This is a genomic window from Aeromonas sp. FDAARGOS 1419 (assembly GCF_019047045.1).
Taxonomy (GTDB): Bacteria; Pseudomonadota; Gammaproteobacteria; order Enterobacterales; family Aeromonadaceae; genus Aeromonas; species Aeromonas veronii.
On record NZ_CP077209.1, the window covers coordinates 3,819,121 to 3,843,763 of the forward strand.

23 protein-coding genes are annotated in these 24,643 nt (G+C 60.9%); 9 read left to right on the top strand and 14 right to left on the bottom strand.

Annotated elements, in window-relative coordinates; translation table 11 throughout:
• Positions 1-3 precede the first annotated feature (3 nt).
• From I6L49_RS17420 to I6L49_RS17450, 7 genes are all read right to left on the bottom strand, one after another.
• A complete protein-coding gene (locus I6L49_RS17420) occupies positions 4-2,046 on the bottom strand; it encodes a TonB-dependent siderophore receptor (RefSeq protein ID WP_216950022.1) in 2,043 nt (680 codons plus the stop codon).
• 298 nt (positions 2,047-2,344) lie between these two features.
• Positions 2,345-3,382, bottom strand: a complete 1,038-nt coding sequence (locus I6L49_RS17425) for an acyltransferase (protein WP_216950023.1) — start codon at positions 3,380-3,382, stop codon at positions 2,345-2,347.
• Positions 3,383-3,605: 223 nt separating this feature from the next.
• The gene (gene pbpG / locus I6L49_RS17430) at positions 3,606-4,517 is read right to left on the bottom strand and encodes a D-alanyl-D-alanine endopeptidase (protein ID WP_005336410.1); all 912 of its coding nucleotides are present in this window, start codon (positions 4,515-4,517) and stop codon (positions 3,606-3,608) included.
• A 260-nt stretch (positions 4,518-4,777) separates the two neighbouring features.
• Entirely contained in the window at positions 4,778-6,244 is a 1,467-nt protein-coding gene (gene yjeM / locus I6L49_RS17435) for a glutamate/gamma-aminobutyrate family transporter YjeM (RefSeq protein ID WP_216950024.1), read from the bottom strand.
• A gap of 435 nt (positions 6,245-6,679) precedes the next feature.
• The gene (locus I6L49_RS17440) at positions 6,680-7,558 is read right to left on the bottom strand and encodes a DMT family transporter (RefSeq protein ID WP_216950025.1); all 879 of its coding nucleotides are present in this window, start codon (positions 7,556-7,558) and stop codon (positions 6,680-6,682) included.
• Between the two features lie 33 nt (positions 7,559-7,591).
• Positions 7,592-8,512 (bottom strand): ABC transporter substrate-binding protein, encoded by a 921-nt coding sequence (locus I6L49_RS17445; RefSeq protein ID WP_040069028.1) that lies wholly within the window; start codon positions 8,510-8,512, stop codon positions 7,592-7,594.
• 120 nt (positions 8,513-8,632) lie between these two features.
• Positions 8,633-9,688, bottom strand: a complete 1,056-nt coding sequence (locus I6L49_RS17450; protein WP_216950026.1) for a porin — start codon at positions 9,686-9,688, stop codon at positions 8,633-8,635.
• Between the two features lie 221 nt (positions 9,689-9,909).
• Here I6L49_RS17450 and glpX point away from each other — a divergent pair, with 221 nt between their 5' ends.
• The gene (gene glpX, locus I6L49_RS17455; RefSeq protein ID WP_005336386.1) at positions 9,910-10,920 is read left to right on the top strand and encodes a class II fructose-bisphosphatase; all 1,011 of its coding nucleotides are present in this window, start codon (positions 9,910-9,912) and stop codon (positions 10,918-10,920) included.
• Between the two features lie 134 nt (positions 10,921-11,054).
• Entirely contained in the window at positions 11,055-11,306 is a 252-nt protein-coding gene (locus I6L49_RS17460; RefSeq protein WP_005336384.1) for a YkgJ family cysteine cluster protein, read from the top strand.
• 70 nt (positions 11,307-11,376) lie between these two features.
• On the opposite strand, the gene I6L49_RS17465 is transcribed toward I6L49_RS17460, so the two are convergent.
• The 4 genes from I6L49_RS17465 to hemC are packed head-to-tail and all read right to left on the bottom strand — an operon-like array spanning position 11,377 to position 15,257.
• Positions 11,377-12,540: a heme biosynthesis HemY N-terminal domain-containing protein gene (locus tag I6L49_RS17465; protein WP_216950027.1), complete on the bottom strand. Its 1,164-nt coding sequence runs from the start codon at positions 12,538-12,540 to the stop codon at positions 11,377-11,379.
• Between the two features lie 10 nt (positions 12,541-12,550).
• Complete coding sequence (locus I6L49_RS17470; protein WP_005355191.1) at positions 12,551-13,600, bottom strand: uroporphyrinogen-III C-methyltransferase; 1,050 nt, start codon at positions 13,598-13,600, stop codon at positions 12,551-12,553.
• A complete protein-coding gene (locus I6L49_RS17475) occupies positions 13,597-14,331 on the bottom strand; it encodes a uroporphyrinogen-III synthase (protein WP_216950028.1) in 735 nt (244 codons plus the stop codon). Before I6L49_RS17475 ends, I6L49_RS17470 begins: the two co-directional genes overlap by 4 nt.
• A complete protein-coding gene (gene hemC / locus I6L49_RS17480) occupies positions 14,328-15,257 on the bottom strand; it encodes a hydroxymethylbilane synthase (protein ID WP_216951679.1) in 930 nt (309 codons plus the stop codon). The genes I6L49_RS17475 and hemC overlap by 4 nt, the downstream gene beginning before the upstream one ends.
• Before the next feature lie 323 nt (positions 15,258-15,580).
• On the opposite strand from hemC, the gene I6L49_RS17485 reads away from it, so the two are divergent.
• On the top strand, positions 15,581-18,100 hold the full coding sequence (locus I6L49_RS17485) for a class I adenylate cyclase (protein WP_213387570.1): 2,520 nt from the start codon (positions 15,581-15,583) through the stop codon (positions 18,098-18,100).
• Between the two features lie 64 nt (positions 18,101-18,164).
• On the opposite strand, the gene I6L49_RS17490 is transcribed toward I6L49_RS17485, so the two are convergent.
• Positions 18,165-18,818, bottom strand: coding sequence for an alpha/beta hydrolase (locus tag I6L49_RS17490; RefSeq protein WP_139731424.1), 654 nt, complete (start codon positions 18,816-18,818; stop codon positions 18,165-18,167).
• On the bottom strand, positions 18,815-19,129 hold the full coding sequence (gene cyaY / locus I6L49_RS17495) for an iron donor protein CyaY (RefSeq protein WP_139731425.1): 315 nt from the start codon (positions 19,127-19,129) through the stop codon (positions 18,815-18,817). Before cyaY ends, I6L49_RS17490 begins: the two co-directional genes overlap by 4 nt.
• Before the next feature lie 73 nt (positions 19,130-19,202).
• Here cyaY and I6L49_RS17500 point away from each other — a divergent pair, with 73 nt between their 5' ends.
• From I6L49_RS17500 to I6L49_RS17525, 6 genes are all read left to right on the top strand, one after another.
• On the top strand, positions 19,203-19,379 hold the full coding sequence (locus I6L49_RS17500; RefSeq protein ID WP_019444858.1) for a lipoprotein: 177 nt from the start codon (positions 19,203-19,205) through the stop codon (positions 19,377-19,379).
• Between the two features lie 32 nt (positions 19,380-19,411).
• Complete coding sequence (gene lysA / locus I6L49_RS17505; protein WP_064335261.1) at positions 19,412-20,662, top strand: diaminopimelate decarboxylase; 1,251 nt, start codon at positions 19,412-19,414, stop codon at positions 20,660-20,662.
• 185 nt (positions 20,663-20,847) lie between these two features.
• Complete coding sequence (gene dapF / locus I6L49_RS17510; RefSeq protein WP_005336371.1) at positions 20,848-21,678, top strand: diaminopimelate epimerase; 831 nt, start codon at positions 20,848-20,850, stop codon at positions 21,676-21,678.
• 91 nt (positions 21,679-21,769) lie between these two features.
• Positions 21,770-22,450, top strand: a complete 681-nt coding sequence (locus I6L49_RS17515; RefSeq protein WP_005336370.1) for a DUF484 family protein — start codon at positions 21,770-21,772, stop codon at positions 22,448-22,450.
• Positions 22,443-23,420, top strand: a complete 978-nt coding sequence (xerC, locus tag I6L49_RS17520) for a tyrosine recombinase XerC (protein WP_111899803.1) — start codon at positions 22,443-22,445, stop codon at positions 23,418-23,420. Before I6L49_RS17515 ends, xerC begins: the two co-directional genes overlap by 8 nt.
• 32 nt (positions 23,421-23,452) lie before the next feature.
• Positions 23,453-24,163: an HAD-IA family hydrolase gene (locus I6L49_RS17525; protein ID WP_216950029.1), complete on the top strand. Its 711-nt coding sequence runs from the start codon at positions 23,453-23,455 to the stop codon at positions 24,161-24,163.
• A 75-nt stretch (positions 24,164-24,238) separates the two neighbouring features.
• Here the strand turns inward: I6L49_RS17525 and I6L49_RS17530 are convergent, their stop codons facing one another.
• Entirely contained in the window at positions 24,239-24,637 is a 399-nt protein-coding gene (locus I6L49_RS17530; protein WP_216950030.1) for an STY0301 family protein, read from the bottom strand.
• Positions 24,638-24,643 lie beyond the last annotated feature (6 nt).

A 24,643-nucleotide genomic window follows, 5' to 3' on the forward strand; every position in this document is an offset into this window, starting at 1 on the left:
AGATCAGAAGCGGTAGGTACCGGTCAGACTCAGCTGACGGGGCGTACCCGGCATGATCTGGGTGGCACTGGTGGCGCTGACAAAGTACTCGTGATCGGTCAGGTTTTCGGCGCTCAGCTCGGCTTCCCACTGCTGCCAGCGATAACCGGCGCGCGCATCGAAGCGAGCGTAACCGGGCAGTGTGGTGGTGTTGGCGTTGTCGGCGAAGCGATCGCCCACCGCCGTTACGCCGGTTTCGCCGAACCAGCCCTGCTCGCCACTCTTGTAGCCGAGATAGAACTGGCCATTCTGGCGGGAGACGTTCATCGGGCGCTTGCCCTGCAGATCCGCATCCGCCTTGACCTGCTCCGCATCCTGAATGGCGAAGCCGCCACGCAGGTAGATCTCTTCGGTCAGCTCGGCGCGCGCGCTCAGCTCGACACCCTCGGTGCGCTGCAGGCCGGTGAGGATCACCTTGGTGGGATCCAGCGGATCCTTGGTGCGCTTGTTGTACATCTCCAGTCGATAGAGGGAGAGGGTGGTCGCCAGCTTGCCGTTCAGCCAGTCACTCTTCACGCCACCTTCGTAGAGGCGGGTGTGCTGGGGTTCCAGCCCGTTGTTCTTGTCGCCCGGGGTGATGCCGATCAGCTCGCCGCCCACCGGGGTGAAGGTCTTGCTGTAGGAGGTATAGAAGGCGTGATCCTCGAGGGGATTCCACACCAGACCGAGGCGCGGGCTCAGGCTGTTGACCGAGACGCTCTCCTCCTTGTTGAGGTCGTAGCGGCGACTGGTGACGGTGAAGTCGTCACGGCGCAGCCCGCCAACCAGATGCCAGTCACCCAGGCTGAGCTGATCCTGCAGATAGAGGCCATTGCCGCGCACCTTGTGTTTGGCGTCGCTGGAGAGCTTCATAGCGCCATTGTAGGTAGGCAGTGAGCCCGGGTCGTAGAGGTTGCCGGACGGGATGGCGGTGGCGTTCTGGTAGAGCTTGGGTGTGCGCTCCTGCCAGTTCTGCTCGAAGCCGGCCAGCAGGCGATGTTCCACCGGGCCGGTCTGGAACAGACCTTCGGCCTCGGTGTTGCTGATCAGGTTCTTCGCTTTCAGATCCTGCTGCCAGCGGGAGCGGGTCACCTGATCCCCTTTGACGCTGGTGACATAGGTGTTGTCGAACTGGCTGTCGAGGGTGGAGTAACCGAGCTGCTGGCGCAACTGCCACTGATCGTTGATATCCCAGGAGAGGCGGGAGCGGGTGGATTGCGCCACGTCATCTATGAAGTCGCGGCTGGTATCGCTGTAAACATACTCTCTCGGCACATCGGCCGGACGGCCATTGACCCCGGGAATGCCGCGATCCGGGGTGCGGTCATGTTCGTTGCGCTCGTACTGTACCAGCCAGTTTAGGTTGTCGCTGATCTCCCAGTTGGCGGAAGGGGCCAGCAGGGTGCGCTTGCTCTTCACGCCGTTGCGGAAGCTATCTTTGTCCTCTTGCGCCATGTTGAGGCGCAGTTGCACCTGCTCACTTGCCTCGCCATTGAGGTCGGCAGCCAGTCGCTGGCTGTCAAAGCTGCCGACCCGGGCGGTGACGCTGGACTCCTGCCCTTTTTGCGGCTTTTTGCTGACCCGGTTGACGATGCCCCCCGTGCTACCGCGGCCGTAGAGCACGGCAGCCGGGCCCTTGAGCACTTCCACCCGTTCGATGTTGCCGAGATCCCGGGTGTACTGCATGTCGTCGCGGAATCCGTCGAGATAGAAGTCGTTGCTGGCGCTGAAGCCGCGGATATTGACCCCGTCGAAGCGGGTATCACCGCTGGCGTTGACCCCGGGAATGCCGCTCAGGGCTTCACTCAGCGTCGGTTGGCCGAAGGCGGTCAGCTCGCTGACCTTGACGCTGTCGATGGTCTGGGGAACCAGCTTGGCTGGCGTATTGGTACGGGTTGCGGTGGCAACTTCCTGATGCTGGGATCGTTTGCCAACCACAGTCATGGTTTCATCGGCGGCCTGGGCTGTGAAGCCGGTGCCCAGCAGTGCCAGTGAGACCAGCGTTCTGCGAAAGTGAGGGTGCTGCATATTCAATATTGACTCTTTGGATGTCGACCTGACGGCTCGAACATATTGATTTAATTATAATTAGCCTGACCCGCTCAAGCGGGATGCCAATGATATTGATTTTCATTTATCTGGCAAGGTGAAAATGGAGGGGGGCATTGGGGGCGGGTTGTGCGGTCGGGGAAGCACGGCTGAAAAGCAGAACCATAGCAGCAAACCGCGAGAACGAAGCGAGGGAAAAAGGGCGTAGCGGAAGAGAAAAGGGAGGGGCTAAACGTGAAGAGGTATCCGGCCCGATAGGACGGGCCGGATACCGGACTCAGCGAGTACGCAGCAGTCGGCGGGCGAGGGGCAGGGCCGCCATCAGGCGATAGACCAGCAGAGATGCTCCCAGCAGCAGCGGAACCTTGGCAATCTCCCACAGGATGGATGCGCCCTGCGGGCCGAACACGAAGAGCCAGACCACCAGCATCATGTGCAGACAGTAGATCCCGAGCACTTTGGGGGCTTGACGTTCAAGCCAGCTGCCCTTGCCCAACTCGGGGTTGGCCAGCAGCAGTCCAAACAGGCCGATAGCCCAGGGAAGGGAGCCGAGCAGGAAGTCGTGGCGGGTGAGCGGCACTGCGGCAAAGTGCTGCAGCGCCCAGGCTTCACAGCCATAGAGCGCCACGCCCGCCAGCAGTAGTTGCCAGCCGGTGCGGGCATCGGGCTGCCACTGACGCTGGCGCAGCAGGGTCCCGAGCGCCACAAACAGCAGGGAGAAGAAGGGGCCGTTACGGGTGAGCAGTGGCCACTCGGCACCCAGCAGCGGCTTGGCATAGGAGCCCCCCAGCAGCGCCAGCAGGTAGAGGCCAAGACCCAGCCAGAGGGCGAGCGCTGGTCTGCCAAGCCGGTAGCAGAGTGCCAGCAGGGTCACCGCCATGATCAGGGCAGGCAGGAACCAGAGGTGGATCATGCCGCCCACCAGCCAGCCATTGAGGGGGTCGCCGAGCTGGAATTGCCACTGCCCGCGCAGGGAGGCCAGATAGCCTTGCTGCACGGCATCAAGCGGATTGAACGGCACCAGCAGGTAGACCAGACTCCACACCAGCCAGAGCAGCAGCAAGGGGCGGCAGTAGCGCCAGGTAACGGTCAGCGGCGCCTCGCGACTCAGTCTCGGCTGCAGAAAGTAACCGGCACAGAGGAAAAACAGCGGCACGGCAAAGCGGCATAACTGGTTGATGGTGCCGCTCAGCCAGAGCCAGGATCCGCTTCCCCACAGGGTGGGATTGAAGGGGTTGGCGAAGGGGGATACGTGAATGGTCATCACGGCCAGAATGGCCAGTACCCGCCCGCACTCGATACTGGAAATACGCATGGTGGCTCGTCGTTACAGGGGTTGTGATGGCACGCTAAAATTCTTACTGCTAGGTTACAACCAATTGATTCTATTAGTGTGAATCACACTGTTGAGTAGTTACGTTTTGTAACGGGATGGCGGAAGGTGTTACCTGTAGCGGGAACTGGATCCCATTTTTTGGGCGCGCTCATGCAGATAAAAAAAGCGAGGCAGGTGCCTCGCTTGGTTGGGGATCTCGAGCTTACTGGTGAGTCAGCATGCTGCTCTGGTTGGCTGCAAGGGTGGTTCTGCCCGAGCTCTCCAGCCAGGTTTTGATCCGCTTGGCATCGGCGACCCGATCGTTGGTGGTCTCGGCATTGAGCAGCACCATGATCACCGGCTCACGATTGACCTTGGTACCCAGCACCAGACAGCGGCCCGCTTCGCGGATATAGCCGGTCTTGGAGAGGGTGAACTCCCATTGCCCTTCGCGGATCAGCCGGTTGGAGTTGAGGTAGTGCAGCTGACGCTTGTTGGTACGCACATAACTCTGCTCGTCGGTGGAGTACTGGCGGATCAGCGGATAGGAGGCCGCTGCGGCGGCGAGTTTGGCGAGATCCTGCGCGGTGGAGACATTGCGCGGGTTGAGCCCTGTGCTGTCGGCGTAGCGGGTATTCCACATCCCCAGCATGCGGGCTTTGGCGTTCATCGCCTCGACGAAGGCGCGCTGGCCGCCGGGATAGTGGCGGGCCAGCGCCGAGGCGGCGCGGTTTTCAGAGGACATCAGGGCGATATGGAGCATTTCGGCGCGACTGAGCCTGGAGCCGATGGCCAGTCGTGAACCGGTTCCCTTGATGCGGTCGATGTCGGCATTGGTCACGGTGAGCATTTCGTTGAGGCGCAGGTTGGCATCCAGCACCACCAGCGCCGTCATCAGCTTGGTGAGTGAGGCGATGGGCATTACCCGGTTGCCGTTGCGCTCGGAGATCACCTCGCCGGTTCTGTGGTTGGCCACCACGAAGGCAGCCGAGCTGAGGTTGGGCACATCCCGTCGCTCGAGAAAGCCGCTGCTGCTCTTGCTGCTGGCGGAAAAGGGGTTGGCATGGGCACTGTCCATAGTGGCCGGCAGCATTACTGCGCCAAGCAACAGGGGAAGGAGGGAACGCATCATCATGATCAGCTCTACCGGACGAAATACAGGGATATCTCGCTAAGTTATATGTCGTGAACTGGCGCTTCACAATCATTCTCACCTTGATATTGATAATTTACGGCGTTGAGCGCGCTCTGACGGCGAGGAGTGCGTAAAAGAGGTCTCCATGGAGTCTTTTTTTTGCATTGAAACTATGGGCTGGCCGTGATGATGAGCGGAAGCCGGCACTAAAAAAATCGGGACCAGAACAGTCCCGATTGGCATGGAGCATTGCTTACCGTTTAGTGGGCATCTTCCTGCTTGATCTTGAAGCGCATGGCGATCACCACGAACAGCAGCGGGCCAATGATGGTCCAGACGCCGGTGGAGATATCGCCGGAGATAAAGGGGGCGACCACGGTAAAGACGTTGCCGAAGGCGACCAGGATCAGGCTGATGATGGTGGCAAGCAGTACCGAGCCCGCGTTCTTGAAGAAGATCAGGTCCTTGCCCAGCGCCGGGTTGTTGCGATAGCGATACCAGGCGTAGATGAGGAACATGTAGGGCAGGGTCATGCCGACGTTGGTCATGGTGATGATCAGCTCATAGAGGGCGGCGGCCCCTTCCGGGTTGATCAGGGTAAAGATGGACTTGGCGGCAATGAACAGACAGACCACCCAGGCTTGCACCTTGAGGGCTTCAATGCGCACGCCATTCTCGTTCTCGCGCTGGAAACGCTCCGGCCAGAAGTAGCTCGGGGTGCCGGTGATGAACTGGCGCAGTGGCGCGTAGGAGAGGGCGATAAAGGCACCCAGATAGCTAAGGAACATGCCAAGGCCAGCAAAGCGCATGAATACCTGTCCCAGCCACTCGCCACCGAGATGGCGCCCCAGCTCCAGCATGATGATGAAGAGGGCGGAGAGAGAGGTGATCCCCTCGGCCGGGAAGTCGCTCCAGCGCATGATGGAGCCGACCGCCAGAAAGCCGATGATGTAACAGAGCACGATGAAGGCGCCGGAGAGGAAGATGCCGCGCTTGAGGTCACGCTCGGGATCTTCCAGCTCGTCAGCCACCCCGGCCATCGCCTCGACCCCGCCGTAGGCGAAGATGGCGAACACCATAAAACCGAGGAAGGGGATGATGTCGTTGAAAGCGGCATTGGGAGACGCCGTCAGCGATGCCTGGGTGAAGGGCTCCTGCAGAGTCATGCCGCTCACCGCGAAGGTGAAGACGCCACCGACCAGCAGCAACACGTTGAGTGCCACCACGGAGAGACCGCCGATGGCCGCCACTTTGGCGAAGCGGGCGCTACCCAGGGTGATGAGCTTGGTGACGGTGGCAACCAGCGCGATGGCGACCACTCCCAGAATAAAGGGGCCGAAGTCGATGCCGGTGCCCAGGGTGACCGGGATGACGGTGATGTCGCGGCCAAACAGCATGAAGGAGAGGGGCACCCACATAGAGAGCGCCTTGCCAAACATCCAGATGACGTAGGAGGCGAACCACATGGTCAGACCGATAAAGGCGAATCGGGTCGAGACCGAGTGGCGCATCCAGGTAAAGATACCGCCCGCCTCTTTGCGAAAGCCGGTGCCGAATTCGATCATCATCAAAATGAACGGGATGAAGAAAAACAGACCGCCAATGACGAACATCGGAATGGCGGCATATCCCATTCGGTAAAAACCGATCCCGATATTAGTGACGCCAAATACCGATGTTAATATCATCAATATAAAGGCGCCCAACTTCAGCTTTTTTGCTGACATATTAAAAACTCCCTGATGGTGCTGGATTTAAAATAATCAAAAATTAAACAGACGAAACCGGACCCATTAATAACGCGGTAGCGCCATGCCATCTTGCTGTGGCGGGCGCGATCGGGTCATCTCTGACCGGGCTGGCTTACCCGTCAGGCGGTCAATTAATGTATGGGCGGAGCTGCATGGTCTGTGCCATGCGCGGTATTGGTCAGCGTTGCCGAAAATTAACTGTGAACGATTTTATCATTAATGCTGCTGGGCAGGTAAGTTTCCCGAATGAAGCTGTGGTTGAAATAAACAGACCTGCCAGTTAATTGATACGTTGCGGATGTAAACATTTACGCCTGGGCCGACACTTATTTCCATTATTGGTATTCGGCATATTTGGCGGAGTGAATTACGCCATCCTGTCAGATAAATCTGCACCAATGGCGACAGCGCTTATCCTCCCAGCCGGGTCAGCAGCACGCCGCCGGTGATAATGGCCGCCGCCGTCAGCCGCATGCGCCCGAGCGGCTCTTTCAGCAGCCAGACCGAGAGCAGCATGGCAAACAGCACACTGCTTTCGCGCAGAGCCGCGACCACGCCAATGGGGGCTTGGGTCATGGCCCAGATAACAATCCCGTAGGCGAGCAGTGACATGGCACCTCCTGCTATTCCCGCCATCGCATGGCGACGGATCTGGCGCCAGGCGTTACGCCTCTGGTGGACGATCAGCACCAGCAGCATCGCCAGCCCGGTGCAGGCAAAGAGCCAGAGGGTGTAGCGTACCGGTTCACCCCCTGCACGGGCGCCGGCACCATCCGAGAGGGTATAGGTCGCCGTGAACATGGCCGTGATCAGTGCCGCCCTAACCGCTTTGCTGTCAAGGCGCTGCTGCCCGCCTCGCCAGGCCATCAGCAAGACCCCCATGATCAGCACGCAGGCGCCGATGATGCCGCCGTAACCGGGGTAGTCCCCCAGCAGCAGGGCACTTAACACCATGGCGAGCAGCGGGGCACTGCCACGGGCCAGCGGATAGATCTGGCCAAAATCGCCCTGATTGTAGGCATGGCTGAGAAACAGGCAGTAACCGATATGGAGCAGGACTGAGAGGCCGAGCCAGGGCAGCTCGGCAGCAGAGGGAAGCCCCATGGGCAGCAGCGCCACGGCGGCGATAAGCCCTGAGAAGATCGCCACCAGTGACACGCCCACCAGCCGCTCTTCGCCAATTTTGACCAGCGCATTCCAGCTGGCGTGAAGCAGGGCTGCCAGCAGAACGGCAAAAAAGACGGTGGTACTCATGGGAAAGGGCTCTCGGGCGATGGGGGTCAACAGCATACCCGCCCGGAGCCTGATTGGCCGAGATCTTTATCAAGGCTTCGGCTTTTCGGGGCTCGCCTCCTGCGTGGTGGCGTTACCCAGTTGCCCCAGTACCAGTTTGGGATGGGGATCGGTCTGCAGCGGTATATCTTGCAGCTCGGTTCCCTGCTGGTGGCGGTGGATGATCCCGGCGGCCATCTTGCCCAGAGCCTCGTAGCTGCTGATGGTGCCAACGCTGCAGCCGTGCTCGACGAACAGCTCGGCACTGCAGATGGTAGGGATGGCAGCTGCGTTGAGCGCATTCAGCAGGCGGGGGGCGATGGAGAGCAGATAGCTGTCTGCGGCCAGAAAGACGATGTCGTTTTTGGCATCCTGTTGCAGCCGCTTCAGTTCGTTGTCCAGCCGCCGTGGGTCAGGGGCCATTCGCCAGGTGACCATCTGCCACTGATAGCGCTTCGCTTCATTGAGCAGCATATCGGCCACTAGCAGGGTGTTCTGCTCACGGGGGTTGAAGGGTAGCAGCAGCCGTTTTCCGGTGGCCAGATGCTCGCTGGCATTGGCCAGTTGCAGCGCCATCGGCACCATATTGCTTACCCCGGCCACCATGCTGTTCTGGGCTTTATCTTCCGAGAGGATATCTGCCCCGACCGGATCGGAGACCACATTGAAAATCAGAGGTTTGCGGTTGGCCACCAGACTCTTGGTCATGGTGGTGGCGGTGGTGCCAAAGGTGTAGATGTAGTCGTATTCGGCCAGTTTCGGCAGCATCTGCTGGCGCAGCATGGTTGCCAGCGCCGTACGATCCTGATCGGCGTTATAGGTGGTGATGGTGGCCTGATAGCCAAGGCGGGTCAGCTCTGCCCGAAAGCCCGCTTCGGCTGCGGTTTCACCGCGCCACAGCACCATGGCGATAGAGAGGGCGTGAGCGGGAAGAGCCAGCAGCAACAGCAGGACGAAAAGCAGCCTGACCATGATCATCTCTCCGGCGATACATCTACTGTTGAGCCTAGGCCACTTTCTCCGGTCGTGAGCGACGCCCAGCAAAAAGCGCGATGGCAAGCCATCGCGCTTTGGGGATCCGCAAAACCTCGATTAGAAGTCGTAGCGGGCAGCCAGCTGGAAGTCATCCTTGACGTTGAGCTTGCCGCTCTCCTTGCTGTCCAGATTGTTGATACGGTATTCGCCAATCACCCGCAGGTTCTTGTTGAATTTGTACTGGGCACCCAGGGTGTAGTAATCCACGTTGTCTTTCTTGATGCCAGCCTTGTCCTGTTCCTGTTTGTTCCACAGGGCCATCAGACCGAAGCCGTTCTCGAAGTTGTAGCCCAGCGCGGCTTCCCAACCGGTGTGATCGGTGCCGGTCGCCAGGAAGTCGCTGCCATCGGCATAGCTCAGGGCGGCGTAGGCGGCCTTGTTGTCGAACTTGGCGGAGATCAGCCACAGCTTGGCATCTTCTTCACCGCTCTTGTCGCGGATACCGACGTTGTAGGTGGTACCCAGAGACAGGTTGAACGGGAAGGTATAGGCCACGGCAGCACCGTAGGCGGCATCGCTATCCTTGCTGGTGGTCTCTTCGGTGTCACCACCGTCGAACTTGTAGCTGGTGTCGAGCTGGAAGCCATTGAACAGGCCGGAGTATTTCAGCACGGAACCGGCGCGGTTGGTGGCGAAGGTGTCAGTCTTGGCGCCCAGCGCGTCGTTGCCGTAGCCGTCAGAGAGGGAGACATCAGTCCAGTCAGCCAGGAAACCCGGGGCCCCCTTCTGGCGACCGAAGGTCACGGTGCCCCAGTCAGCGCCGACACCGGCGAACGCCAGACGGGTGCGCAGGTTGTCGGAGTTCTCGCTGATGGTCTTCTCGCTGTCATTGATATACATCTGTACTTCGTACTGAGCCAGAGCCTTCAGACCGCTCTGGATCTGGGTCTCGGCCTTGGCGCCGAAACGGACAAACTGGTTGGCACCCTGTTTGTCGCTGTATTCGCTTTTCGGTTTGCCGCTGGCATCCAGTTCCTTCTTGTCACCAAAGAAGTGGCCAGCGTAGATACGGCCATAGAGATCCAGCATGGAGGTGTCATTTTTGTACACTTCAACGGCTTGAGCCTGGAAGGCTGCGGTGAGAGCCAGTGCCACTACAGTCAGCTTTTTCATCTTAATCCCTTGTGGTGTTGCAAGCTTTTGTTTTGAAAACGGGGTCATGCTAGGCAGCGGGGATGACAGCGGGGTGACAGTTGGATGAAGAGTCGATGGCAATTGGGTTGCAATTGGATGAATTGGCTACATTCTTGCTCGCAGCGGCTACTTTTGTGCGCAAAGGTTTGCCCTTGTGGTAGAATGCCGCCCGTTTTCGAGCTCCATAGGTTGGATATGCGATGAGACGTGAACTGGCAATCGAGTTTTCCCGAGTGACGGAAGCGGCTGCACTGGCTGGCTACAAGTGGCTCGGACGTGGTGACAAGAATATCGCTGATGGGGCGGCCGTAGCGGCCATGCGCCACATTCTCAACCAGATCGAGATCGATGGTGAGATTGTGATCGGCGAAGGTGAAATTGATGAAGCGCCGATGCTCTATATCGGCGAGAAGGTCGGTACCGGACACGGCGACGCGGTGGATATCGCGGTCGATCCCATCGAGGGTACCCGCATGACCGCCATGGGTCAGGCCAACGCGCTGGCCGTGCTGGCGGTGGGCGACAAGGGTTCTTTCCTGAAAGCGCCTGACATGTACATGGAAAAGCTGATCGTCGGGCCCAAGGCCAAAGGCGCCATCGACCTGGATCAGGCTCTCGAGCTGAACCTGAAGTCCGTGGCCAAGGCGCTGGGCAAGCCGCTCTCCCGTCTGACCGTCATTACCCTGGCCAAGCCGCGTCATGACAAGGCAATCAAGGAGATGCAGGGTCTGGGTGTGCGGGTGTTCGCCATTCCTGATGGTGACGTTGCCGCCTCCATCCTCACCTGTCTGCCGGACAGCGAAGTCGACATGCTGTATGGCATCGGCGGCGCACCGGAAGGGGTGATCTCCGCTGCGGTGATCCGCGCGCTGGATGGCGACATGCAGGCCCGTTTGGTGCCGCGTCACCGCGTCAAGGGCGACAGCCCGGAAGTGCGTGCGCTGGGCGAGCAGGAAATTGCCCGCTGCGAAGCGCTGGGTATCGATGTCAACAAGGTGCTCAAGCTGGAAGACATGGCGAAGAATGACAACGTCATCTTCTCCGCCACCGGCATCACCAAGGGTGATCTGCTGGATGGCATCACCAGCGATGGCGTGATGGCGACCACCGAGACTCTGTTGATCCGTGGTAAATCCCGTACCATTCGTCGTATCAAGTCGATCCATTACCTGGAACGCAAAGACAGCGTGGTACGCGACATCATCCTGTGATGATGGCTCGCTGAACAGGCTGTGTTGTCTGAAGCCCGATCGCCCGTGCGGTCGGGCTTTTTCTTGTGCGCCAGCTACGTTTGTGCCGCCGCTTCGGCTATGGTGGCTCAGACCGTCCCAAAGGAGTGGAGTCTATGGAGTGTCGTAGCGGCTGCGCTGCCTGTTGCATCGCCCCCAGTATCAGCAGTGCCATTCCCGGTATGCCAGATGGCAAACCGGCTGGCGTCCCCTGTATCCAGCTCGATAGCGCCCTTGGCTGCAAGATATTCGGTCAACCGGAGCGGCCGGCGGTGTGCGGCGGTTTTCGCCCCATGATGGATGTGTGCGGCAGCCACCGTGCCGAGGCCATCTGGCTGATCGGCGAGCTGGAGCGGCTCACCACCTGACGAGGGCAGGTTGAAGAAATAAAAAAAGAGGCCGCATCATGCGGCCTCTCGCGTTTCTGTTCGCCGGGGATCAGATCCCCGTCAGTTCCAGTGCCTGACGATAGTACTCGTTGGCCTTGTTGGTAAGGCGGCGCTTGTCCATCAGCTGGCCGAGAGCGTGATAGGCGGCGGCGCTCGGCGCCCGCTCCACCTCCTGTTCCAGCAGCTTCTGGGCATCGTCCAGTTGACCTGCCAGCAGATAGAGCTGGGCCAGTGCGGTGTCCACCTCCGGTTGCCCCTGCTGTTTTTGCAGCAGTGCCAGCAGCGGCTGGTAACTGTCGAGTTTCAGCTTGGGCAGGCGAGCCAGCAGCTGCGGCATCGGCTGTTTGCGCAGCGCTTCCTGCCACAGGGTGGCGGCTTCGCCGTCGGCACCCAGCTGGCGCAGCAGATCGCCATAGCAGGCCAGCAGTTCTGGCTCGAGGCGCAGTTTGCGCGGCAGATCCTGCCACACCGCCTTGAGGGTCTCGAGGCTGCCGGCAGCCTGTTGCAGACGACCACACCAAGCCTGTTGCAGCAGATCTTCTTCCTGTTTCGGGGTCAGCTTGCCCACTTTGTGCAGCGCCGGGATCAGGTCGCACAGGGCGCTCCAGTCCTGACGGGCCAGATGTACCTGACGCAGCTGATCCAGCACCATGGGGTGGCGCGGGTTGAGGGCGTAGACCGACTCCAGCATCGCCAGTGCGGTATCGTACTGGCCCTGCTCGATCTGCAACTGGGTCTGGGTCAGGGTGAGCGCCAGCTCGGCTTTGGGGTTCTCCTCCTGCGCTTTTTGCAGGTATTGATCCCGGCGGGCGTCGTCACCACGGGCCTGTGCCGCCTTGGCGGCGCTCAGGTAGTTGAGCAGCGGGGTGTCGCTGTTGCTGGCCCCCTTGATCATCAGCTTTTCAGCCTGACTGTAGTGCCCTTCGGCCATTGCCAGGGTGGCGGCGACGGTCTGTTGATTGGCCTTGCGGCGGCGGCGCGAGCCGTACCAGCCGAGGGTCTTGCGGCGCAGGCCGAATACCCGTCCCAGCAGCCACTCGACGATCAGCAGGGCGCCGTAGAACAGCACGGCCAGGATCACCGCGCTGGTGACGGAAGATTCGATGGTGTAATTGCCAAGGGCAATCAGCACATAGCCCTTGTTGCCGGAGGCTTGCGGGCCAAAGATCAGCCCTGCGACCATTACGGCGACCAGAATGATTATACGGATCATGGTGCCCTCCTCAGCTGCTGGCCAGAATGCGTTGCAGGCGTTCGGTCAGCACCTGCTCCAGCATGGCCTGGGTCTTGAACTGGGCCGGATAGTCGATCTGGATCTGCTCACCCTTGAGCTTGTCGATCTCGCCCTGCATGTAGCGGGTGGCGCTGTTGTCGGTGTCGAAATACTGGGTCAGCCAGCGCTGGGCCTTGTCCAGGCTGTCTTCGTAGAGCGCCTGCTGCTCGCGATAGACGGAGAGCTGGGCCTGCAACAGCTTGGTTTTGAGGTTTTCACGCAGGAAGATCTCCTGCTGCGGCGAGAGCAGCGCCTCGACCGCGCCATCGCGGCGACGGATGGTGACGAAGTTCTCGGTGAACTTGACCCAGTTCTTCTTCAGGTTGCTCTCCCACTCGTCGGGATTGGCGCTGACCGCCTGATCCGGCTCGGCCTTGGCTTCCGGCATGCTGACGGTGGAGAGGGGCAGCAGCTCGATCTGGTCGGACAGTGCAGCCAGCTTGAGGGTCAGCCCCTCGCGGTCGATGCGCGGCATCCCCTTGAGCTTGGCGATATCTTCGGCCAGCGCCTTGCGGATCGGCATCAGGCTGGGGTCGTTGAGGGCAGCGATCCGCTCGTCGGCATTGCCGAGCAGGGTGATGGCGGAGACGAGGTCATGCTCCAGCCACAGCTTGCGGCCCGCCATTCGTACCAGATATTCGGATTCGGCCAGCATCCAGTCGTTGGGGCGCTTGTCATTCAGGTCCAGTACCCGGTTCTGCAGACCCTGCATCTCCCCCTGCAGCCGTTGCTGGGTTTGATCCAGCGCGGCCAGCTGCTCGGCATCCTTGCTGCTGGTCTGGTCGATCTTGCTCAGGGCGCTCGCCAGCTGCTGCTTGAGCTGGGCCAGTTCAGCCTGCTGGGCCACGGCATTCTTGTGACCGTGCAGATAGAGACCGCCGGTCAGGCCAAGAGCTAGCAGGATGGCAACCCCTCCCAGTACGGCACCGGAGCGGCTCTTGCTGCCATTGACCGCAGCGGTCGGCTGGGGTTTGACCTGGGATTCTTGTTGTTCTGTCATTCCATCTTCCTCAGTTCCAGTGCGGCCGTCAGGGCCTGGTTGGATGCACCTTGGGCAATCGTGATATGGATAAAGCCCGCGGAGTGGGCCATCTCGGCCACGCGCGGGCTGGGGACCACCAGCAGGCGGTCAAAAAGCCAGGGCCGCTGGTGGTCGGGAACCAGCTCCAGCAGCCGTTGCAGCAGTTCACCACTGGTAATGAGCAGGCTGTCCAGCCCCGCAGCTTGCCAGTGGTGGGTCAATCTGTCCCCGTCCAGCTCGGGGTAGTGGCGCTCATAGGCCGCACAATAGTGCACCAGAGCACCGCGTGAGGCCAGCGTGCTGGCGATGAGATCCCGCCCGCCATTGCCGCGCAGGATCAGTACCCGTTTGCCTGCTACCTGCTGCAGGGCGGGCAGGGCCAGCAGCCCTTCGCTGCGCGGGTCATCCGGGCTGCTTGCCGTGATGCCGATGGCGGCAAACGCATCTGCGCTGGCCTGACCCACCGCAAAGTACTCAATATTTGGCCAGGTCTGACCAGTTTGCAACAGAAAATCGTGTGCAAAATGAACGGCATGGATGCTGACGGCGATAACCGCGTCGGCACTGCGCAGCAGGTCGGGCAGGAGAGGGAGTTCACTGCCCGCCACGGTTTCCAGCAGCGGGCAGCAGAGTGGTGCATGGCCGTGCTGGCGCAGCAACTGCACCAGCTCGGCTGCCTGAATGGCCGGACGCACCACCAGCGGGGTCATGCGCGGTAGACCTCGGCCAAGATCTCGTCGGCACCGGCTGCCAGCAGGCGCTGGGCCAGTTGCTCGCCGAGGGCCTCACCATCGGCCAGCGGACCGCGGATCTCGTCGCGGATTACCTGGGTGCCATCCGGGCTACCCACCAGACCGCGCAGCCAGATCTGCTCGCCTTCGACCAGTGCGTAGGCACCGATAGGCACCTGACATCCCCCTTGCAGGGCGCGATTCATGGCGCGCTCGGTCAGCACCCGGGCGCGTGTTTCGGCGTGCTCCAGCGGCGCCAGCAGGGCGTGCAGCTCGTGATCGTCGAGGCGGCATTCGATGCCGACCGCACCCTGGCCGTTGGCAGGCAGGCTCTGCTCCGGCTCGATAAAGGCGGTGATGCGGTGCGCCATCTCCAGTCGTTTCAGACCGGCGGCGGCGAGGATGATGGCGTCGTACTCACCGGCATCCAGCTTGGCGAGGCGGGTGTTGACGTTGCCACGCAGGTCGCGGATCACCAGATCCGGGCGGGCGGCGCGCAGCTGGCACTGGCGGCGCAGGCTGGAGGTGCCGACCACGGCCCCTTGCGGCAGTTCGGCAATGGCCTTGAAACGATTGGAGACGAAGGCGTCGCGGGGATCTTCCCGCTCGCAGATGGTGTGCAGACCGAGCCCCTCGGGGAACTCTACCGGAACGTCTTTCATGGAGTGAACGGCGATATCGGCCCGTCCTTCCAGCATGGCGGTCTCCAGCTCCTTGACGAACAACCCCTTGCCACCGACCTTGGCCAGCGGGGTATCGAGGATCTTGTCACCCTGAGTGCTCATGGGCACCAGTTCGACCTGCAACTGCGGGTGCAGGGCTTCGAGCCGGTCTTTGACAAAGTTGGCCTGCCACAGGGCCAGCGGGCTCTTGCGAGTGGCAATTTTCAGGGTTCGGGCTGCCATATCAATCAGTTGTTTCATTTTTAGAAGGAAATCGATATTACCACCCTTTGCCCGGGCTTTCATGGCGGAGCCGGCAAAAGCGGGGCCAAGCTCAAAAATGCATGCTGAAAATGATTTTCATTAAGCAAGCAGTGTTGATTAATTCATTGAATGTATTGGAGTTTAATGATTTCCCCTGATACTTGATGTGGTCATACCAGAAATAATCTGACGTTTAGCTGAAGGCTTGTTTACCACCGCTGTTTGCATTGTTAACATGATCACACTTTTTTGACGTATCCCCCTTTTGGTGCGTCATTTTCACTTAGGTGATAGGCAGGGCATTGCAGGAACACATCGATACGCTGGTTGCGCGTTATGACGACATTACCCGTCTCAAGACGCAACGGGCGTTAGGCCTCATGAGTCGCTATGGGCAGCAGGTATTCCAACTGCTGCCTGTCATGCTGCACTTCAATCATCCCCTGCTGCCCGGTTATGTCTCCGGTGATGTCCCTCATGGTATCTGGAGCTTCAGCGCCACCGCCGAGCAGCAAGCCTTTATCGATGACCTCTGCCGCAACGCCAACTGTCAGAGCGGCCTTGCCACCCATGATCGGGCCATTCAGGGGCTCTACTCCATGGGCAGCACCTCCTCCATCGGTCAATGCTGTCACTCCGATCTCGATATCTGGGTCTGCCACGTGGCCGGTTTGTCGCAGGAGCGGCTCGATCTGCTGGAGCTGAAATGCCAGCAACTCTCCAAGTGGGCCGAACAGCGCGGGGTCGATCTCAACTTCTTCCTGATCCCGGAAGACAAGTTCCGCCAGACCAACGATGCTCAGATGCAGGGGGAGAGCTGCGGCAGTGCCCAGCACCTGCTGCTGCTCGACGAGTTCTACCGCAGTGCCATGCGTATCGCGGGCAAACGCTTGATCTGGTATCTGGTGCCCACCGAGTGTGATGATCACTACGATGCGTATGTGAACGAGCTGTTCGAGAGCGGCAAGCTCAAGCAGGACGACTGGCTCGATCTCGGCAGTTTTGACCGTATTCCGGCCGAAGAGTATTTCGGCTCCGCCCTGTGGCAGCTCTACAAGGGGATCGACTCCCCCTACAAGGCGGTGCTCAAGTCGGTGTTGATGGAGGCCTACTCGCACGAGTATCCCAACACCCGCCTGCTGTCGATGATTGGTCGCGACTGGTTCCAGCACAACGAGGGGATGCACTACCGGCTCGACAACTACTGTCTGATGCTGGACAAGGTGACCAACTACCTCAAGTCCATCGGCGATATGGCGCGGCTCGATCTGGTGCGCCGCTGCTTCTACCTCAAGGTGTGTGACGGTCTCAGCAATCCCAAGGATGATCACTCCCCCGAGTGGCGCCGCGAGCAGATGAGCCAGCTGGTCTCCTACTGGGGCTGGAGTCAGGACAAACTCTATCAACTCGATCATCGCCATGAGTGGAAGATCGAAGAGGTGAAGATCGCTCACGCCGAGCTGCTGGAAGCCCTGATGCAGAGCTACCGCAATCTGATCCAGTTCGCCCGCCGCAACAACATCAGCGAGTCGATCAACCCGGAAGATATCGGCATTCTGTCGCGCAAACTCTACGCCGCGTTCGAGAGCCTGCCGGGCAAGGTGCAGCGGGTGAACCTCAAGATAGCGCCAGATCTGAGCGAGCCGGATCTCAGCTTCGTGCAGGTGCCTCACGGTCGCCTCAACCGCGCCGGCTGGTATCTCTACAAACATTCGCTGGAGCCGGTGGACATCATTGGCCGCGCGCCGCTGGAGTTCAACGGTTACATCAGCAAGCTGGTCTCCTGGGCCTACTTCAACGATCTGTTGACGCCCCAGTCGCGGGTGCACCTCTTCAATCAGGGTTCGGATTTGCACATCGACAATCTGCACCAGTTCTGCCGCGATCTCTCCGGCTGCTTCCCCGAGAAGTACCCGCTGGCTACCAACCTGGCGCTCAGTCGGCCGTGCGAGATCCGTCAGCTCTCGATCTTCCTCAATCTGGAGATGGACCCGACCAGCCACTGGGTCGGCCAGGTGATCGAATTTGACGCCAACACCGTGGATGTCTTCTCGTTCGGCCGCAATCAGGAGTGTCTGGTCGGTTCGGTGGATCTGGTCTATCGCAACTCCTGGAGCGAGATCCGCACCCTGCACTTCCAGGGGGATGAAGCCGTGGTCGATGCCCTCACCACCATCCTCGGCAAGATGCATCAGGATGCCGCCGCCCCCGAGATGATCGAGGTGTTCTGCTACAGCCAGCACTTCCGCTCTCTGGTGCGCTCCCGCTTCCAGACGCTGGTGGCGGAGTGTATCGACCTGCGCCTTGCCCGCGACAAGCAGCAGCTGGTCAAGACCATGGCCCTTGGCCGCGAGAAGTACGGCATCTTCTTCGAGCGGCGCGGGGTGTCGGTGAAGAAGCTGGAGAACGCCATCGATTTTTACCGCCACATCTCCCACAACAAGCTGGATCACCTGCCGCTGCGGCTCGACAAGACCCACAGCCAGCATCTGCCGAGCATCGTCGATGCCTACGCCAGCGAAGGCTTGGTGCAGTTCTTCTTCGATACCCGTGATGCGGGCACCAACATCTATATCCTCGATGAGGCGAACCGGGTGGAGATCTACCAGCACTTCGCCGGCAACAAGGATGAGCTGGTGGCGGGGGTCAACCGCTTCTACACCTCCAATCACGAGCGGTTCAGCGATGATGGGCAGTTCATCAACTTCAACCTGCCCCAGTACTACGAGATAGTACAGGTGAATGGTGAGCTGGATGTGATCCCCTATCGCAGTCAGGGCACTCTGCGCGAACAGGTGCCGCCCGCTCGAGAAGTGGGCTGACCCGTCAGTTGGAATCGCCATAAAAAACGGCCTGCAGATGCAGGCCGTTTGCTATTGCGGTTGTTCAGGCGCCGAGGCGAGCCAGCAGCCAGCTGCGAATGTCGCCGAGTTGCGGACGGCAGATCTCGTGACGCATCGGGTACTCGTGCCACTCGGGGGCGAGCCCGGCGCTTTCCAGCCGGTTCTTGGCATCCCAACCCAGCGACAGGCTCACCACATCGTCATAGATGCCGTGCATGTAGCAGATGGGCAGGGTGCGAGCAGCCTCGCTCATCTCGCCGAGCAGCTTGTCTGGGGCGGCCAGATAGGTGGACATGCAGAGCAGGCCCGCCAGCGTTGTCTGATAGCGCAGCGCGGTGAAGGAGGCAATCACCCCGCCCTGAGAGAAGCCCGCCAGCACGATGCGCTCGGGGGCAAACCCGTCGGCCACCAGTTGATCGAGCAATGCGGCAATCTGGTTGGCTGATTCACGGACATGGGACTCCACGGCCCGCTCGGCGGGATCCTCGAAGCTCTTGATGTCGTACCAGCCGCGCATCTTGTAGCCCATGTTGATGGTGATGGGGCGCTCGGGGGCATCCGGCAGCAGGTGACGCACCGGTAGCTCGGCGGGCAGATCCAGCGCGTCCACCAGCGGGGCGAGACCGGCGCCGGAATCACCCAGCCCGTGTAGCCAGATCACCGCATGACGGGCGCCCTGCGGGTGCAGGTCAATCATGGGAACACCACCTCTTCGCCCGCCTGGACGGTGCAGGATTGGCTCAGCAGCGTCTTGAGCTCGTGGCCGAAGCGGTTGTCGATCCAGGTGTCACCCTGCAGTTCGAAGTGGAAGCCGTTCTCGCGGGTGGCGACCCAAATCTGGTGCAGTGGCTCCTGCTTGTTGATGATGACCTTGGTCTTGTTCTCGAAAGAGAGGGTCAATACGCCGCCGCTGCGTTCGCAGTCGATATCCGGATACCCCTCGTCGAGCGTGTCTTCCACATATTGGAAAAAGGCGTCTGTCAGGGCGTGATACTCGTGATCCTTCATCGGTTTATCCTGTTGCTTTTAACAATGTGAGTGCGATTATAGAGGGCCAAAAATTTTTTCGCAGCGAACCATTATGATCACTCAGTTCACCAAGTGTCTGCTTGCCACTCTTCTGTCCCTCGGGCTGGCCGCGTGCGGTCTGAAGGGGCCGCTCTATATGCCGCCCCCCGAGCAGCCACAGAGCCAGAGTACACCGCAAGCAGCACCGCCTGCGACCACTGAGGCTGCCACCGAGGCCGCGCCGCACTAATGCCGCACCCATTCTAGGAAGGAACCGCCCCCTTGGATCACTTTAACTACGACGCCGACGGCCAGCTTCAGGCCGAGCAAACCTCGCTGCAACAGCTTGCCGAGCAGTACGGTACCCCGCTTTACGTCTACTCCCGTGCGACCCTCGAGCGCCACTGGCACGCCTTCGACAAGGCCGCTGGCGATATTCCCCATCTGATCTGCTATGCGGTGAAGGCCAACTCCAATCTGGCGCTGCTCAACCTGCTGGCCCGTCTGGGCTCGGGGTTTGACATCGTCTCCGGTGGCGAGCTGTCGCGGGTACTGGCGGCGGGTGGTGATCCGGCCAAGGTGGTTTTCTCCGGGGTCGCCAAGAGCGAAGCGGAGATGCGCCTTGCGCTGGATAAAGAGATCCTCTGCTTCAATCTGGAGTCGGAAGCCGAGCTGGAGCGCCTCAATCGGGTGGCGGGCAGCATGGGCAAGAAGGCCCGCGTCTCGGTGCGGGTCAATCCGGATATCGATGCCGGTACTCACCCCTATATCTCCACTGGCCTCAAGCAGAACAAGTTCGGCATTCCCATCGAGCTGGCGCCCGCCATCTATCGCAAGGCGGCCGCGATGGCGAACATCGAGATCGTCGGGGTGGATTGCCATATCGGCTCGCAACTTACTGAATTGAATCCCTTTATGGAAGCGGCTGACAAGTTGCTGCGGCTGATCGACGGTCTGGCAGCGGAAGGCATTCATATCCATCATCTGGACGTGGGGGGCGGCCTTGGGGTCAACTACGGTTCCGAGCAGCCGCCCCATCCGACCGAGTACGCCGAAGCGCTGAAGCAGAAGCTGGCGGGCCGGGATCTGACCCTGCTGTTCGAGCCGGGCCGCGCCATCGTCGCCAATGCCGGCGTGCTGCTGACCCGGGTGGAGTACCTCAAGCCGGGCGAGACCCGCAACTTCGCGCTGATCGATGCCGGTATGAACGACATGCTGCGCCCCTCGCTCTACGGCGCCTGGATGAACATCATCGAGGTGGATAGCCGCGCCGGTCATGCTCCCGCGCTCTATGACGTGGTGGGCCCGGTGTGCGAGACCGGCGACTTCCTCGGCAAGGAGCGCACCCTAGCCATTGCCGAAGGCTCCCTGCTGGCGGTGCGTTCGGCCGGAGCCTACGGCTTTACCATGTCATCCAACTACAACACCCGTCCGCGCGCAGCCGAAGTGCTGGTGGATGGTGCCGAGGCGCACCTGATCCGCGAGCGGGAGCAGTTGGCCGATCTCTGGCGCGGTGAGCACCTGCTGCCCTGATGGCGCAGGCTGGGACAATGATTTCATAACGGTTGACGGTGAGTTTTTACAGCCCTAACAGCACAGGAATGCACGATGTTGACAGATTGTTTCAGGATGCATGGGGCTTTGGACAACGACTTCATGGCGCTTGGCGACCCTTGGTTCGGTGAATTTTTACAGCCCTAACAGCACAGGAATGCACGATGTTGATAGATTTTTCCAAGATGCATGGCTTGGGCAACGACTTCATGGTGGTGGATGGCGTCACCCAGAAGGTATTTTTCAGCAATGACGTCATCAAGAAGCTGGCAGATCGCCACTTCGGGATCGGCTTTGACCAGCTGCTGCTGGTGGAGCCGCCCTATGACCCTGAACTCGACTTTCACTATCGCATTTTCAATGCCGATGGCAGCGAGGTGGAGCAGTGTGGCAACGGCGCCCGCTGTTTTGCCCGTTTCGTGCGTCTCAAGGGGCTGATCAACCGGGATCGCATCGCGGTCAGTACCGCCCGGGGTCGCATCGTGTTGCAGCTGGAGGGGGAGAACCAGGTCACGGTCAACATGGGTGTGCCCCAGTTTGAGCCGGGCAAGATCCCGTTCCGGGCCCAGAAGGCAGAGAAAACCTATCTGCTGCGGGCGCAGGAGCATACCGTGATGTGTGGCGTGGTCTCCATGGGCAATCCCCACTGCGTCATCGAGGTGCCTTCGGTCGCCGATGCACCGGTCGAGACGCTCGGTGCCATCATGGAGCGCCACGAGCGTTTCCCTGAGCGGGTCAACGTCGGTTTCATGGAGATGGTCAACGCCACCGAGATCAAACTGCGTGTATTCGAGCGGGGCTGTGGCGAGACCCTGGCCTGCGGCACCGGTGCCTGTGCGGCGGCAGTAATTGGCATCAGTCAGGGCAAGCTCAAGGAGCGGGTCACCGTCAGTCTGCCGGGCGGCAAGCTGACCATCGCCTGGAAGGGGCCGGGCCAGCCGGTCTATATGACAGGCCCCGCCGAGCATGTGTTTGACGGCCAGATAGAGGTTTAGCCGATAAAGGTTCAGGTACGGGGGGCGTTGGCCCCCTTTGCCCATGATGTCGGGGCAGCGAGCCCCATTTCTCTGATGGATCAACCAATTTATGAGCGAACTCAAACGGCAGGAGCAATCGGTGGATGAAGCCACTGTGCTGGAGTACCTGGCCCGTTATCCCGAGTTTTTCCAACGCCATGCCGCCGTGCTGGACCGGATCCGCATTCCCCATGAACGCAAAGGGTCGGTCTCGCTGGTCGAGCGCCAGCTGGAGCGGCAGCGCGAGCGGATCGAACAGCTGGAGCAGGAGATCACCGAATTGATGGGGATCGCCAGCGAGAACGAGCGGATCTTCCGGGTCTATGCCGATCTCTACGGCGAGCTGTACGGTTGCCAGACCCTGTTCGAAGTGAGTGCCGTGATGGGCAAGGCCTTTGTCCAGCGGCTGCGCCTGACCGGGCTGCGGCTCTGGCTCAACCCCAAGAAGTTTGCCCTGAGCGGGCCCGAGCAGCGCTTTCTGGCACAGGGCAAGCAGCTCGAATCCCTGCTGGGTCAGCGTCTGCCGGGGCAGGATTACTACTTTGGCCGCTTGAGCCAGAGCGAGAAGCAGGCGCTGTTTGGCCACGATGTGCTGGTCAACTCGGTGGCCCTGATGCGGCTCGGCGATCTCGGTGTGCTGGCCTTCGCCAGCTCGGATCCCGGCCACTTTACTCCCCACAACGACACCCTGCTGCTGGGCCAACTGGGGCGCCTGCTGCAACTGCGTCTGCCCGAGTTGACTCATGGCTAGAACACCGGCCAGGGCGCCCGCCAAAGCTCCCGTCGTCGCACCGCCACTGCCTGCGGAACTGGCGGACGAGCTGGCGGCCTTTATCGAATACCTGAGGGTTGAGCGTCAGCTCAGCCCTCATACCCGCAATAACTATCAAGCCCATCTGGAGGCGATGACCGCCGAGCTGGTGGCCCTGGGGCTCACTGATTGGGGTCGGCTCGAGGCGAGTCAGGTGCGCACTCTGGTGACCCGGATGCACAAGGGGGGCCTAGCTCCTCGTTCCCTTTCCACCAAGGTCTCTGCCCTGCGCAGCTTTTGCGACTGGCAGGTGCGGCAGGGGCGGCTGACCGCCAATCCGGCCCGTGGCATCGTCACCCCCAAACAGGGGCGGCCGCTGCCGAAAAACCTCGATGTGGACGAGATGCACCAGCTGCTCAACATCACCGACGAGCAGGATCCGCTGGCGGTGCGGGATCGCGCCATCATGGAGCTGATGTACTCTTCAGGGCTGCGTCTTGCCGAGCTGGTAGGGATCAATCTGGTGGATCTGAAGCTTGACGACCGTCAGCTCAAGGTGACCGGCAAGGGCTCGCGGGAGCGGGTGCTGCCCATCGGCCGGATGGCGGTCGAGTGGCTGCAGAAGTGGCTCAAGGTGCGCCCGCTGCTGGCCGGGGACGAGAGCGAGGCGCTGTTTGTCTCCAGCCGCAAGCAGCGGCTGTCGGCCCGCTCGGTGCAGGCCCGCCTCGATGGCTGGGGCAACAAGCAGGCGCTCAACGCCCACGTCCATCCCCACAAGCTGCGCCACAGCTTCGCCACCCATATGCTGGAGTCCTCCGGCGATCTGCGGGCGGTGCAGGAGCTGCTGGGACATGCCGACCTCTCTACCACCCAGATCTATACCCACCTCGACTTCCAGCATCTGGCCAAGGTCTACGACAGCGCTCACCCCAGGGCCAAGCGTGACCCGGATGCACAGGACGATGAATAACGGGCCCAGAGCCCCGTTGCAGAGGAGAGTCCATGCACTTCTATCGCCGCTGGCAGCCGGTTGCTGCCATCTCGTTTGACCTCGATGACACCCTCTATGACAACGGCCCCGCCATCGTGCGCGCCGAGCAGTGGATGCTGAGCCATCTGCGCAGCGAATATCTGGCCACCGCCATGCTCGACAAGCCGCGCTGGCTGGAACTCAAGCGCAGTGTGCTGAACGGCGCCCCCGAGCTACGCCATGATGTCAGTCTGGCGCGCCAGCAGACCATCCGCGCCGCCATGGTCGCGGGGGGGATGGCCGACCAGCAGGCCAGCCGCGAGGCGGAGCAGGTGTTTGCTGCGTTTCTGGCAGAGCGCTCGAAGATAGAGGTGAGCGAGTCAACCCATCGGCTACTGGCCAGACTGGCCGAGCGATACCCGCTGGTGGTCATCACCAACGGCAATCTGGATCTGGCGCAGGCAGGACTGGAACGCTACTTCACGCTGGTTTGCAAGGCGGGGGCGGGCGCCAGAATGAAACCGGCGCCGGATATGTTTGAGCAGACCTGCAGCGCCCTCAAGCTGCCTGCAGAGCGGGTCCTCCATGTGGGGGATCATCCCGAGACCGATGTGCTGGGGGCCCGCTTGCACGGCTTTCGCGCCGCCTGGCTCAACGAGCGGCAGCAACCGTGGCAACAGCTGCAACTGTTGCCGGACGTGGAGCTGGAGGAGCTGGCCGAGCTGGCCGAGCTGCTGCTCTGACGAGGTTGGCGGTGGCCATGCTCAGGCGGCAATGGCTGTCAGCGAATAGCGATGTATGGCAAGGGGTTACGACCGCTATTTGCGGCAAACCAGCCCGAGCAGGGTGTAGCGATCGCGCTGGTTGACGCGGCAGTAGCTGATGCCGACGGGCAGCGCCTGCTGCAGGGTGATGGCGCTGTTCTGATAGCGGCAGACCAGATAGAGCGGGCGTAGGCTGCTATCGAGCTGGCTCCAGTAGTGGATCTCGTCGCTGTCGCCATTATCCGGTTTGAGCTGGGCCAGCTCGGCAGGATCTCCGTCGTACAGGGCCAGATTATCGAGCCGGTGGCTGAGGGTTTCGTCTGGTTTGCCATCGTCATTGCGGGTGAACGCCTGCCAGCCCTGCTGCGGGGTCAGCAGCTGCTGGCGACTCTCGATGGTGGCGGGACAATCAAATTGCAGGCTGGCGGCAAGGGCCAGGGTGGTCAGTAACATGGCTGC